Source organism: Mycobacterium sp. NGS66 (assembly GCF_059812225.1).
Window position 1 is genome coordinate 1 of record NZ_JCALCG010000002.1, and the last position, 12,171, is coordinate 12,171.

Below are 12,171 nucleotides of genomic sequence, written 5' to 3' on the forward strand. Positions count from 1 at the left end.
TCTGCTCGGCAGGCAAAACAAAAGCCCCCGACCACTAGGGGTGTCGGGGGCTTTTGCGCCTAATCGTCAGGAAATCAGCGACGGAACCAGTGCTGAACTCGGGGGTTGGCTATAAGCAGCCGCGCGAACATACCCATCGGAGTCCTCAGCTTGCTGTCGGCAGCGGGTGCCAGTCGTCAACCTGCTCGGAGGTCTCACCTTCCACCAGCATGTCGCCGTGGTAGAGAGCCTCGAAGTCAGCCTTGATGACGTCGGCACTGGTCTCGTCGATCCACATGACCATGAGCGTATGAGTCGCTATTAAGGAATCCTTGAGTCACGATTCGGAAAATGGTGGCAATTATTACCGCTCGGTAGGGTGGCGCCGCCGAGCCGCGGCCACCCGAGCCCCCCGGCAAGAAATCCAGTCGATATCGGGACCTTGCTGAACCATCCGATACCTGGGCGTCGTATCTAGACCAAGACTTCTTCGACACCTGTTGAGTTATGGCCGGCAACGTGCCGGTCGGGGCGATCGACGACCCGCCGGAGGTATTCGACGTGCTGCAGAGGATTGCACTGCTGGCCATTGCAGCCCCACGGCGAATCATCGCGATCGCGGTCCTGGTATTCATCGCCGCCGCGGTTTTCGGCATCCCGGTGGCCAAGAGCCTGTCGCCCGGCGGCTTCCAAGATCCGAACTCCGAGTCGGCGCGTGCCATCCGCTTGTTGAGCGACAAATTCGGTCAGAGCGGCCAGCAGCTGCTGATCTTGGTGACCGCGGCCGGCGGCGCCAACAGTGCAGCGGCCCGCCAGGTCGGCACCGACATCGTCGCGAACCTGAGGCGCTCGCCGCTGGTTTACGACGCAACCTCGCCGTGGACCATGCCCGGCGCTGCCGCCGATCTGATCAGCAAGGACGGCAATTCGGGCCTGATCGTCGTGAATGTCAAGGGCGGCGAGAACAACGCTCAGCACAACGCCCAGCTACTGTCCGACCAATTCGGGCATGATCGCGACGGCGTGACCGTACTGGCCGGTGGCGCGGCGATGCAGTACGCGCAGATCAACCAGCAAAACCAGGACGACTTACTGGTCATGGAGATGATCGCGCTTCCGATGAGCTTCCTGGTGCTGGTCTGGGTGTTCGGCGGGCTGCTTGCCGCCGCGTTGCCGATGGCGCTGGGAGCGCTGGCGGTCGTCGGCTCGATGTCGGTGTTGCGACTCGTCGCCTTCACCACCGAGGTCTCGATATTCGCGCTCAACTTGAGCACTGCGCTGGGCCTGGCGCTGGCCATCGACTACACGCTGCTGATCATCAGTCGCTATCGCGACGAGTTGGCCGAGGGCAGTCACCGGGACGATGCGCTGATCCGGACCATGGCCACCGCCGGCCGTACCGTGCTGTTCTCGGCGACCACCGTCGCGTTGTCGATGTCGGCGACGGCACTGTTCCCGATGTACTTCCTCAAGTCGTTCGCCTACTCGGGCGTGGCCACCGTGGCCTTCGTCGCGATAGCCGCGATAGTGATAACCCCGGCCGCGATAGTGCTCCTGGGTCCGCGGCTGGACTCACTCGACGTACGCCGGCTGCTGCGGCGACTGCTGAGCCATCCCAACCCGTCGTACAAGCGGGTGCAGGCGTTTTTCTGGTACCGGTCGAGCAAGTTCGTGATGCACCATTGGCTGCCGATCGGATTGGCGGTTGTCGCGGTGCTACTACTGCTCGGACTGCCATTCTTCTCGGTGAAGTGGGGTTTCCCGGACGACCGGGTGTTACCGGTATCGGCGTCGTCGCACCAACTGGGAGACCAGTTGCGCACCAACTTCGCCCACGATCCCGCGATGACGGTACCCATAGTGGTTCCCGACGTCCGCGACCTGGACTCGGCGGAGCTGGACCGATATGCCGCCGACCTGTCGCGCGTCCCCGACGTGGCATCAGTCGCCGGCCCGACGGGAACATTCGTGGCCGGGCAACGCAGCGGCCCTCCGGCCGGGGCCAACCGTGTGGTCGACGGCAGCGCGTTCCTGACGGTCAGCAGCACGGCACCGGAGTTCTCGCCGGCCTCGGACAGCCAGCTCAAACACCTGCACGCCGTGCTCGGTCCTGGTGGCCGGCCCGTCGCCATGGCCGGTGTCGCACAGGTCAACCGGGACAGCGTCGATGCGGTGACAAGACGACTCCCGGCGGTGATGGGACTGATTGCCGCAATTACGTTTGCGTTGCTGTTCCTGCTCACCGGCAGTGTGGTGCTGCCCGCGAAGGCGCTGGTGTGCAACGTGCTGTCGCTGACCGCCGCGTTCGGCGCGCTGGTCTGGATTTTCCAGGACGGTCATCTGGGCGCATTGGGAACGACGCCGAGCGGAACGCTGGTGGCCAACATGCCGGTGCTGTTGTTCTGCATCGCGTTCGGGTTGTCCATGGACTACGAGGTGTTCCTGGTCTCCCGAATTCGGGAGTATTGGTTGGCTTCCGGGGCCGCGGGACAGGCCCACGACGCTCATGCCGCCAACGACGAGAGTGTGGCGCTGGGCGTGGCCCGGACCGGCCGGGTGATCACCGCGGCTGCCCTGGTGATGTCGATGTCGTTTGCGGCGCTGATCGCGGCTCATGTGTCATTCATGCGAATGTTCGGTCTGGGCCTGACGCTGGCTGTCTTCGCCGACGCCACCCTGGTCCGGATGGTGCTCGTCCCGGCGTTCATGCACGTGATGGGGCGGTGGAATTGGTGGGCACCCAAGCCCCTGGCGTGGATACACCGGCGCGTCGGCGTCAGCGAGGGAGCTCGCCAGCCGGCAGCCCGCGGGCCCGTCGAGGTGACGACGCAACACAACGGGCAACCCGTGCCTGCTCGTTGACCCGTTAAGGTGTCGATGGATTTGTGCAGCGACTTCCAAAGGGGTCAACGGTATGACGGCGAGTGCCGCGTCGGAAGTCGATAACCGGTTCTTCGCCCGGATATGGCCGTTCGTCGCCAGCCACGAGGCGGAGGCAGTGCGGGCCTTGCGTCGGGAGAATCTGGCCGAGTTGACCGGCCGCGTGCTGGAGGTCGGCGCAGGCATCGGAACGAACTTCGCCCTGTATCCGCAGTCGGTCGAAGAGGTGGTGGCCCTCGAGCCCGAGCGCCGGCTGGCCGCCCGGGCCGAGCAGGCGGCGGCGAGCGCGCCCGTTCCGGTGGTGGTGTTAGGCCAGACGGTGGAAGAGTTCGAGGGCGAGGAGCAGTTCGATGCGGTGGTGTGCTCGCTTGTGCTGTGCTCGGTGAGCGAGCCCGACGCAGTCCTGCGGCGTCTGCGAAAGTTGCTGCGGCCCGGTGGGGAGCTGCGGTATCTCGAGCACATCGCCAGTGGCGGCTTCCGCGGTCGAATGCAGCGGTTCGTCGACGCGACGTTCTGGCCGAAGCTGTTGGGTAATTGCCACACCCATCGCCATACCGAGCGGTCTATCGTGAACGCCGGATTCGAGCTGGCCAGCTCTCGCCGGGAATGGACGTTGCCGGCCTGGGCGCCGCTGCCGGTATCGGAATTAGCCTTGGGCCGGGCCCGGCGGGCTTAGGTCCTCTTTCCGCCGAAACTGCGGTGAGGGCGCCGATTTCCGCTCAACGTTGACCCTGTGCGCAGGATCGGCGCCACTACCGCAGGCTCGACATACGCGATTCGCGTGCTCCGCGGACCCGGGCGACGATCCCCGGCGGACGATCACCGGCGATAACGCGGATGACCATCCAGCCGAGCCGAGCTATCGCCTCGCTGCGGCGGATGTCCTGCTTGTACTGCCAGTCGTCGAGGCGATGTTGTTCGCCGTCATACTCGGCAGCGACCAGGAGGTCCTCCCACCCCATGTCGAGGTGATACACCGTCCCGTCAGGAGTGATCACGGGTATCTGGGTGGTCGGCCGCGGGAAGCCCGCTTCGATGAGCAGTAGACGCAACCAGGTCTCCTTGGGCGATTGCGAACCTGCGTCGGCCAGCCCTAATGCCGTCTCCAGTTGTCTCAGTCCGCGCGCGCCGCGATGTTGGTCGGCGATTTCGGCGACTTCGTCGACTTTGATGCCGGTCGCGCGTAGGAGGGCATCTAGGTGTGCGACCGCGGCACCTAATGGCTTGCGGCGGCCGATGTCGAAGGCCGTCCGTTGCGGGGTGGTCACCGGCAGCCCGTCGACAATGCCGTACTCGCCTGGAAGAAGCCGTATGTCGTTGGTTCGTATACCGCGCGGCGGCCGTGCGTTCGACCAGATCAGTTCGACGGGCAGACCATCGTCGACCCATTTCGAGCCATGCCAGTCGGATGCGGTGAGTCCGGCGATCACACCCTGACGGTGCGACCACAGCCAAGCAGCGACTGCACGCTGCCGCAACGTCAACCGCTGATTGCGCGGTGCATAGACGTCGGGAAACACGGCCCGGAATCGCGTGCGTAATTGGTGGCGTCGCAGCGTTCCACTGGCCAGGGCTTCACTGCCGATGAAGGGTTCGTTGCGCATCATGACGGCAGATTCGCCGACGACGCCGACGTACGCCCTATCCATCCTGCGTGCAGGGCACACTGTTGTGGACGAACCGCGATCTGTGCGCAGGATCGGCGCCACTACCGCAGGCTCGCGGCTACTTCAAAAGCGCGGGCAGCCGTTCCAATAACCCGGGCAACGCCCGACTCGCCGACTCGCGAATGCTGATTGTGGCGCTGCTCGTCAGCGGTGTGGGCTCGGGGTTGACCTCGATGACGGCCGTGCCGCGCGCCAGCGCCAGATCGGGTAGGCCGGCCGCCGGATAGACGATCGCCGACGTGCCGACCACCACCATCACGTCTGCGGTTTCGGTGGCCTCGACCGCGGCTTGCCACGGCCCCTGCGGCAAGGGCTCACCGAACCACACGATGTCGGGCCGAATCAGGCCGCCGCAGTGGCACACCGGCGGCTCCACTTCAATCGTCGGCTCGAGCATTTCGGGTAGCGTCTCGGTGTAAGCCGAATGGCAACGCTCGCAACAGAATTCGAAAAGGCTGCCATGCAGGTGGTGTACCGGCGCACTGCCGGCGCGCTCGTGCAAGTCGTCGACATTTTGGGTGATTACGCTGACCTCGGCATGGTCTTGCCAGGCGGCAATGGCGCGGTGCCCCTCGTTGGGTTCGACCTTGGCCACCAGGTAATGGCGCCACAAATACCATCCCCAGACCCGCTCGGGATTGCTGCGCCAACCTCGGGTGCTGGAGAGCTCGTAAGGGTCGAAGCGGGCCCACAACCCGTTCTTGTCGTCGCGGAATGTCGGCACCCCGCTCTCCGCGGATATACCCGCGCCACTGAGCACCGCAACTCGCATCCCACCAAGATAACCGTGCTCAGGGAGATGCTGGGTGATACTAGGAAGGTGGAACTGCGGGATTTCTTACGGGTCGACGTGAAGGCGGGCAAGCCGCTGTTCGACCAACTCAGGACCCAGGTCATCGAAGGAGTCCGGGAGGGCGCGTTGCCGCCCGGCACCCGGCTTCCGACCGTGCGTGATCTCGCCGGGCAGCTGGGTGTGGCAGCCAATACCGTCGCGCGCGCCTACCGTGAACTGGAGTCCGCGGCGATCGTCGAAACTCGAGGACGCTTCGGCACTTTCATCTCCCGTTTCGACCCGACCGATGCCGCGATGGCGGCCGCCGCCAAGGAATACGTCGAAGTGGCCAAGGCGCTCGGGCTGACCAAGTCCGACGCGATGCGCTACCTGACCAACGTGCCCGACGACTGAAGCGCCTCGGGAGCACCAGCCACCACCAGATCGCCTGTCAGCCAAGGGAATTCGTTTCTACTCACTGCAGTAACTTGGCCAGCGTGCGCAGGTTGCGGGTGGTGGTCGACGACTTGTAGCGCGGCTTGCCCATCGTCTTGCCGATGGTGCTGTCCAGGGTGCTGCCCTTGGGGACCTGCCAGTAGATGACGCCCAGCGGATCGGGGGCGCGGCTGATCTTCTCCTTCGGCCCGGGCGTCAGTTCGGCGAGCTCGTCGAGGATTTTGGCGTCGCTGACGAACGTGACGTAGGACTGAAAGCCGTCGCGTTCGCGCTCGAAAGGGTAGGCCTCGTCGATGGCGCGCACCGTATCGATGTCGTAGACCAGCACCCAGGCGTCGTAGCCGAACCTCTCGCGCAGTGCGGCTTCGGCCTTCTTGCGGACCGTCGCAACCTTGGCAGACGACTTCAGCAGCACGTTGCCGGTGGCCAGGATGGTGCGAACGTCGGAGAACCCGGCGTCAGTCAACGCGTCCTTCACCTCGGCCATTTTGAGGTTGACGCCTCCGACGTTGACGCCGCGCAGGAATGCCGCATACGTGGTCATGTTCCGATTCCATCAGGGCTGCCGAGAATGGCGCAACGGAGACGTAGGCTTTCGGCATGGGACGCCAAGTCTTCGACGACAAGCTGCTGGCCGTTATCAGTGGGAATTCCCTAGGGGTGCTGGCCACGATCAAGCGAGACGGTCGTCCCCAGCTGTCGAACGTGCAGTACTACTTCGACCCGCGCCGGGTGGCGGTGCAGGTGTCGATCACCGAGCCGCGCGCCAAGACCCGCAATCTGCGCCGCGACCCGCGGGCCTCCCTGCTGGTCGACGCCGACGACGGGTGGTCCTACGCCGTCGCCGAGGGCACCGCAGAGCTGACGCAGCCGGCCGCTGCGCCCGACGACGACACGGTGGAGGCGCTGATTGCGTTGTATCGCAACATCGCCGGTGAACATCCCGATTGGGACGAATATCGGCACGCGATGGTCACCGACCGCCGGGTGCTGCTCACCCTGCCGATCTCGCACGTTTACGGCCTTCCACCGGGCATGCGGTAGTCCGCGACGCTAGGCTGCCGGTATGCCTTCATCGAAGCCCCCCGAGGACGAGACCAAGCGAAAGTTTCGTGAAGCCCTTGAGCGCAAGACGGCGAAGTCCACGGGCGGATCGGATCACAAGGACGGCGGCGGAAAGCAGTCGCGGGCGCACGGCCCGGTGGAGAACCGTCGGGAGTTCCGCCGCAAGAGCGGCTAGCCGCGAAAACCATTGCGGCAGCGGTAGTTCGGCAGTGGGCTGAGCGCCCAGGCAGTAGTGGATGCCCACCCCGAAGCCGAGGTGCTGGCGCGGCTCACGGTGAATGTCGAAAATGCCACCGTATGGCGGGAATTGGCGATGATCCCGGCAGGACGTCGAGCATCATGGGCAGCACCAGTCAGTCCGAAGGATAGTGCTCCGGCTCAGGCCCCAGCGGCCAGCGATCGCGCATAGTTCACCGTCTGGTGAGCAAGCATGACCGACTGAGGGCTCGTTGCCGGGATGATCGTCGAGTGGTAAAAGCCGCTGCCCTGCACAGTGACCTGGATGTAACCCACCATCCTGCGGTCCTTCATTAGTAGAAAAAGCAATCCCAACAAGCAAAACCACGCGAACAATATCGCGAGCACGATGCCCGCGGTGGAGATGCTCTCCTCGTAGCGCGACATGTCCGTCACCGTCCACACCGAGCCGCGAATAGGGTACGTGCCAGTTGGCGTGCTTATCCAGTACTGCGAGATAGCGATGTCGCCGATCATCGTCAGCTGCGGTTCAGGCAGGCCAGCGCCGTATTGAATCGGTGCCCCCACGGGCCTATTGAAGCACGGCGTCGCAGCTGCGGTGGGCCTAATCCAGATTTGTGCTCACGTGGTCTACCGCAGCACCAAGCAGTTCTAGACTGACCGGGTGCCGAAATTGCAGCTTGTCCAAGATCCCGCCGCTGATGCCCTCCTCGACGACAATCCCTTCGCGTTGCTGGTCGGCATGCTGCTCGACCAGCAGGTGACGATCGAAACCGCCTTCGCGGGACCGAAGAAGATCGCGGACCGGATGGGCAGCTTCGACGCCGGCGAGATCGCCGACTACGACCCGGACAAGTTCGCCGCGTTGTGCTCGGAAAGGCCTGCGATACACCGGTTTCCGGGGTCGATGGCCAAGCGCATCCAGGCCTTGGCGCAGATCATCGTGGACCGTTACGACGGCGACGCGGCCGCATTGTGGCGCAGCGGCGATCCCGACGGCAAGGAGCTGCTGCAACGGCTGAAGGGATTGCCCGGCTTCGGTGAGCAGAAGGCGCAGATCTTCCTGGCGTTGCTCGGCAAGCAATACGGTGTGACGCCGAAGGGCTGGCGCGCCGCTGCCGGGGAGTTCGGCAAGCCCGGCACCCACCTGTCCGTCGCCGATATCGTCGATGCCCAGTCACTCGGCAAGGTCCGATCCCACAAGAAGCAGATGAAAGCAGCGGCGAAGGCGGCCAAGTAGAAACCCAAGGGAAGGCGGCAACGTGAAGACGCACCTGACGTGTCCATGCGGAGAAGCGCTGGTCGGCAAGGACGAGGACGACCTGGTGGAAAAGGCCCAGGCTCACCTTGCCGACGTTCATCCCGGCCTGGAGTACGACCGCGACGCCATCCTGTTCATGGCCTACTGATATGCGCCGCGAGCGCCCGGCTCAAACCGGACGCCCGCGGCGGGGGAGGGCCGCTACGGAACTACCGTCGACCCGATCGTCGGCATGAACTGGCACTGCCTTTCCTTGGTGGTGACCTGTCCGAAGATCGTCGACATGATGCTGCCAGAACCGGTATCGGCGATCACGCTCAACGTCGTCGGTCCGTCCGGGTTGATGTCTGAACGCGGCTTGAGCGTGGCGCTTCCAGACTTGCCGGTGGTCAGGTTCACCCAGGTGACATTCAATGGCAGCTTCTGTACCTCGGCCGGACCCGGCGTGCCGACGGCGGTGAACACGTAGGCGGTCTGGCCGGGGCCGGGACCGGGTGTCGGAATCTTGGCCGGACCCGCGACGGATAGCGCGGTCGCTATCGAATTCGTGCCGTCGCCAAGGCAATTCGTGCCGATCGAGGGGTACATGAAGTCCTGCGTCGGCGGCGCGTCGGGGCCGAAACCCGGCGCCGCTGCGGGTGCAGCCGACGGTGCAGGTGCTGGCGTCGGCGCGGCGGACGGTGCCGGCGTCGGGGCGACGGACGGTGCCGGGGCGGGTGTGGGCGCCGCGGCCGGCGGGGTGGCCGGTGGTGTCGCAGCGGGTGCCTCCCCCGGCGGCGGTGCGACTGGCGCGGGCGCTGCGGCCGGCGCCGGTCCGGCCGCGCGCTGGGGGTCGACTCCCGTCGGCAGGTGTGCCAGTGAGCCTGGCACTACGCCCGCTGGCGGCAGGTGCGCTTCGGGTGCGGCCACTCCGGCCGGCACCGCGGAAGCGCCCGGCTGCTGCACGAATTGGTTCACCGACGCGGCCACGTTCTTGGACTCCGTGGGCGTGGCCGGGTTGTGGGTGAACGCCTGCGCGGCGGCCATCAGCAGCTGCGTCGCCTGCCCCGGGTTGCTAGCCGCCTGCTGAATTATCGGACTCAGCTGCGACAGGGCCGGCAGGCCCGGGAGTTGTTCGGCTGGGTTCGGCGGCGGCGCCGGGTCGGCTGCCGCACTCGGGCAGAGCCCGAATGCGGCAGCCGACGCCGTTACGACTACGGCCAAACCTTTGGACAGATTCCAGGTGCTTGCCATGGTGTCCTCCGGTCGTCGATGGTGGGTTCGCCGTCTCACAAACTGCTCAGGGCAGGGCCGAGAGCAGCGATGTGGGCGCCAGCGGCGACGTGGGTGCGTGTGCAGCCGCGCCGGGTGCACCCGGGACGGCGCCCGAAGCCAGCGTGGGAAGGTCGGCCGGAAGCGAAATCTGCGGCGGCACATTCACCGGCAGGTACGGCGGCAGCGCGGGCATGTCGACCTTGGCCTGCGGCACGCCCGGCGTCGCGGCCGGCACCGCGGCGGAGGCGGGTGCTACCGGCGTGGTCAGGCCAGGGATGGACGGCATTCCAGGAATCGCGGGAGCCGCCGGAGCTGCAGGTGCCGCCGGGGCCGCGGGTGCCGCCGGAAGCGGAGCGTTGACCCCGGGAATGGTCGGGGCTGCAGCGGGCGCCGTGGTCGGCGCGGCGGCGGCCGGTGACGATATCCCCGGGATCGGAGCATTGATCCCCGGAATGGTCGGAGCTGCGGCGGGCGCGGGTGTTGCCGCCGCAGCCGGCGGAACGCCCGGCAGGGTGGCGCTGATACCCGGGGCCGAAGGCGGCGCAACCGGCGGCGTGGCGCCGAGGGCCGTCGCGAGGTTCTGCAGAATCTGCGGCGCATTGGCCGCCGAGCTGATCAGCTGTTGCGGAATGTTCGGGATTTGCGGCGGTGCCGGCGCGGGGTCGGCGTGGGCGATACCGCCGGTTAGCAGAGCGGCTGATGAACCGACTACGACGGCGGCTGCCCGCACGATGGTCCAGATGGTTGGCATGACTCTCCCTGGTTGTGGATGACTGGTCGCGGCGCCGACGCTACTTTGATACTGAAGTGACTCAAGTGACACGTGTGGCATTTATTCGATCGTTACTCATACGTGCGGCGGCGGTGACCAGACCGTTGCCACCGCCAAAGTTGGAACCCACCTACGCGGGCCGGCAACGACGCAGAATGCGTTGCGGCCCGTCGTGATCGCTAAAGTCGAACCTGTAGACACCACCTCGGCCGCCCCGGCGGCAACCACCACCCGGCGGCTGGCAACTCGGTTGAGCGCCGCCGCGCCATTGCTGCTGATGCTGAGCATCGCGGCGCGGCTGGCCTGGACGTACCTCACTCCGCACGGCGCCAACCTCGTGGACCTGCACGTGTACCTCGGCGGGGCGGCCGCCCTCAATCACCCCGGCACCCTGTACAGCTATGTGTACGCGGATCAGACGCCCGACTTCCCGCTGCCGTTTACCTACCCGCCGTTCGCGGCGATCGTGTTCTATCCGCTGCAGTTGCTGCCGTTCGGCCTGGTTGCCTTCTTGTGGCAGGTCGCCACGATCGCGGCGCTGTACGGTGCCATCCGGATTGCCCAGCGGTTGCTGGGCGGCGGTTCGCACCGGGTTGCGATGTTGTGGACGGCCGTCGCCATGTGGATCGAGCCGCTACGCAGCACGTTCGACTACGGACAGGTCAATGTGTTCCTGATGCTCGGGGTGCTCTGGGCGGTGTACAGCACACGGTGGTGGCTGTCGGGTCTGCTGGTGGGCGTGGCCGCCGGAATCAAGCTGACGCCGGCAATCTCCGGCGTCTACTTCGTCGGCGTTCGGCGCTGGGGAGCGGCCGTATTTTCGGCGGTCGTGTTTGTTGCCACCATCGCGGTGTCGGTGCTGGTCGTCGGTGATCAGGCCCGGTACTACTTCACCGACCTGCTGGGCGACGCGCACCGGGTTGGGCCCATCGGCACCTCGTTCAATCAATCTTGGCGCGGCGGCATCTCGCGCATTCTCGGCCACGACGCGGGTTTCGGTCCACTGGTCTTGACGGCGATCGCGGTCACCGCGGTGCTGGCCATCCTGGCGTGGCGGGCGCTGGACGAGACCGACCGGCTCGGCAAGCTGCTGGTGGTCGAGTTGTTCGGGCTGCTGCTCTCACCGATCTCGTGGAGCCACCACTGGGTGTGGCTGGTGCCGACGATGATGTGGCTGATTCACGGGCCACTGCGGGACCGCCGCGGCGCGCCGATCGTGGGCTGGGGCTGGCTGGCGCTCACCATCGTCGGCGTGCCGTGGTTGCTGAGCTTCGCTCAACCCAGCATCTGGGTGATCAGCCGGCCCTGGTACCTGGCGTGGGCCGGACTGGCTTACATCGTCGCGGCGCTGGCGACGCTCGGTTGGATTGCCATAGCCGGACGGCAGGATGGTGCGTCCGAGTGTCCAGCCGCCCAGCGGCGCCCCGCTGCGCGGGTCGACTCCTAGCCGCCGACGAGCCCGTCGATATCGCGCGCCATCTCCACGTCGTTCTTGGTGATCCCGCCCTCGGAATGCGTGACGAGAGCGAATGTGACTGTCCGCCAACGGATATCGATATCCGGGTGATGGTTTTTGCGCTCCGCGTGCTCGGCGACCCGTCGCACGGCGTCGATGCCGTCCATAAAGCTCGGGAATTTGATCGACCGGCGCAGAGTTCCGTCGGCATGCTCCCAGCCGTTGAGCCCGGACAGGGCAGCGCCTACTTCCTCATCCGATAACACAGCCATCTGAACCCCTGCGTGGTGTGCCCACCCCGGAAAACGACCAGACCAGGATGACAAGCCAATACCCTTACACGTAACCACCTACCCGCCAGAGCGGCAAGCTAACACGATGCAGTAACGCCCCCGGATTACGTGTTCTTCT

Annotated in this window: 16 protein-coding genes; 8 read left to right on the top strand and 8 right to left on the bottom strand. The window is 65.8% G+C overall.

The genetic code is table 11. From position 1 onward, the window contains the following. Positions 1 to 145: 145 nt before the first annotated feature. A complete protein-coding gene (locus AC5Y2L_RS04535) occupies positions 146 to 277 on the bottom strand; it encodes a hypothetical protein (RefSeq protein WP_156623035.1) in 132 nt (43 codons plus the stop codon). Positions 278 to 540: 263 nt separating this feature from the next. Here AC5Y2L_RS04535 and AC5Y2L_RS04540 point away from each other — a divergent pair, with 263 nt between their 5' ends. Both AC5Y2L_RS04540 and AC5Y2L_RS04545 read left to right on the top strand, forming a co-directional pair. Continuing rightward, complete coding sequence (locus tag AC5Y2L_RS04540) at positions 541 to 2,841, top strand: MMPL family transporter (RefSeq protein WP_499933219.1); 2,301 nt, start codon at positions 541 to 543, stop codon at positions 2,839 to 2,841. Between the two features lie 52 nt (positions 2,842 to 2,893). After that, entirely contained in the window at positions 2,894 to 3,535 is a 642-nt protein-coding gene (locus AC5Y2L_RS04545) for a methyltransferase domain-containing protein (protein ID WP_499932987.1), read from the top strand. 76 nt (positions 3,536 to 3,611) lie between these two features. On the opposite strand, the gene AC5Y2L_RS04550 is transcribed toward AC5Y2L_RS04545, so the two are convergent. Together AC5Y2L_RS04550 and AC5Y2L_RS04555 are read right to left on the bottom strand one after the other, a co-directional pair. Continuing rightward, positions 3,612 to 4,463 (bottom strand): type IV toxin-antitoxin system AbiEi family antitoxin, encoded by an 852-nt coding sequence (locus AC5Y2L_RS04550; protein WP_499933218.1) that lies wholly within the window; start codon positions 4,461 to 4,463, stop codon positions 3,612 to 3,614. A gap of 121 nt (positions 4,464 to 4,584) precedes the next feature. Further along, positions 4,585 to 5,298 carry an NAD-dependent deacylase gene (locus AC5Y2L_RS04555; RefSeq protein WP_499932985.1) on the bottom strand — a complete coding sequence of 238 codons (714 nt, stop codon included), beginning with the start codon at positions 5,296 to 5,298 and terminating at the stop codon, positions 4,585 to 4,587. Positions 5,299 to 5,346: 48 nt separating this feature from the next. Between AC5Y2L_RS04555 and AC5Y2L_RS04560 the strand changes: the two genes are divergently transcribed. Next, on the top strand, positions 5,347 to 5,712 hold the full coding sequence (locus AC5Y2L_RS04560; protein ID WP_499932983.1) for an Rv1152 family transcriptional regulator: 366 nt from the start codon (positions 5,347 to 5,349) through the stop codon (positions 5,710 to 5,712). 61 nt (positions 5,713 to 5,773) lie between these two features. Here AC5Y2L_RS04560 and AC5Y2L_RS04565 read toward each other — a convergent pair whose 3' ends face one another. Continuing rightward, on the bottom strand, positions 5,774 to 6,298 hold the full coding sequence (locus tag AC5Y2L_RS04565; RefSeq protein ID WP_499932982.1) for a DUF1697 domain-containing protein: 525 nt from the start codon (positions 6,296 to 6,298) through the stop codon (positions 5,774 to 5,776). A 56-nt stretch (positions 6,299 to 6,354) separates the two neighbouring features. Here AC5Y2L_RS04565 and AC5Y2L_RS04570 point away from each other — a divergent pair, with 56 nt between their 5' ends. Continuing rightward, positions 6,355 to 6,798, top strand: a complete 444-nt coding sequence (locus tag AC5Y2L_RS04570) for a PPOX class F420-dependent oxidoreductase (protein WP_499932981.1) — start codon at positions 6,355 to 6,357, stop codon at positions 6,796 to 6,798. Positions 6,799 to 6,820: 22 nt separating this feature from the next. Next, the gene (locus AC5Y2L_RS04575; RefSeq protein ID WP_499932979.1) at positions 6,821 to 6,994 is read left to right on the top strand and encodes a DUF5302 domain-containing protein; all 174 of its coding nucleotides are present in this window, start codon (positions 6,821 to 6,823) and stop codon (positions 6,992 to 6,994) included. Positions 6,995 to 7,197: 203 nt separating this feature from the next. Here the strand turns inward: AC5Y2L_RS04575 and AC5Y2L_RS04580 are convergent, their stop codons facing one another. Continuing rightward, complete coding sequence (locus AC5Y2L_RS04580; protein ID WP_499932978.1) at positions 7,198 to 7,584, bottom strand: hypothetical protein; 387 nt, start codon at positions 7,582 to 7,584, stop codon at positions 7,198 to 7,200. A 97-nt stretch (positions 7,585 to 7,681) separates the two neighbouring features. Between AC5Y2L_RS04580 and AC5Y2L_RS04585 the strand changes: the two genes are divergently transcribed. Together AC5Y2L_RS04585 and AC5Y2L_RS04590 are read left to right on the top strand one after the other, a co-directional pair. Next, positions 7,682 to 8,257: an HhH-GPD-type base excision DNA repair protein gene (locus AC5Y2L_RS04585; RefSeq protein WP_499932977.1), complete on the top strand. Its 576-nt coding sequence runs from the start codon at positions 7,682 to 7,684 to the stop codon at positions 8,255 to 8,257. A gap of 22 nt (positions 8,258 to 8,279) precedes the next feature. Continuing rightward, complete coding sequence (locus AC5Y2L_RS04590) at positions 8,280 to 8,426, top strand: DUF1059 domain-containing protein (RefSeq protein ID WP_499932975.1); 147 nt, start codon at positions 8,280 to 8,282, stop codon at positions 8,424 to 8,426. 53 nt (positions 8,427 to 8,479) lie between these two features. On the opposite strand, the gene AC5Y2L_RS04595 is transcribed toward AC5Y2L_RS04590, so the two are convergent. Together AC5Y2L_RS04595 and AC5Y2L_RS04600 are read right to left on the bottom strand one after the other, a co-directional pair. Further along, positions 8,480 to 9,511 (bottom strand): Rv1157c family protein, encoded by a 1,032-nt coding sequence (locus AC5Y2L_RS04595; protein ID WP_499932973.1) that lies wholly within the window; start codon positions 9,509 to 9,511, stop codon positions 8,480 to 8,482. Between the two features lie 46 nt (positions 9,512 to 9,557). After that, complete coding sequence (locus AC5Y2L_RS04600) at positions 9,558 to 10,283, bottom strand: hypothetical protein (RefSeq protein WP_499932971.1); 726 nt, start codon at positions 10,281 to 10,283, stop codon at positions 9,558 to 9,560. Positions 10,284 to 10,464: 181 nt separating this feature from the next. On the opposite strand from AC5Y2L_RS04600, the gene AC5Y2L_RS04605 reads away from it, so the two are divergent. Continuing rightward, entirely contained in the window at positions 10,465 to 11,751 is a 1,287-nt protein-coding gene (locus tag AC5Y2L_RS04605; RefSeq protein WP_499932969.1) for a mannosyltransferase, read from the top strand. On the opposite strand, the gene AC5Y2L_RS04610 is transcribed toward AC5Y2L_RS04605, so the two are convergent. Further along, entirely contained in the window at positions 11,748 to 12,032 is a 285-nt protein-coding gene (locus AC5Y2L_RS04610; RefSeq protein WP_499932967.1) for a 4a-hydroxytetrahydrobiopterin dehydratase, read from the bottom strand. The genes AC5Y2L_RS04605 and AC5Y2L_RS04610 overlap by 4 nt on opposite strands. Between the last annotated feature and the right edge of the window lie 139 nt (positions 12,033 to 12,171).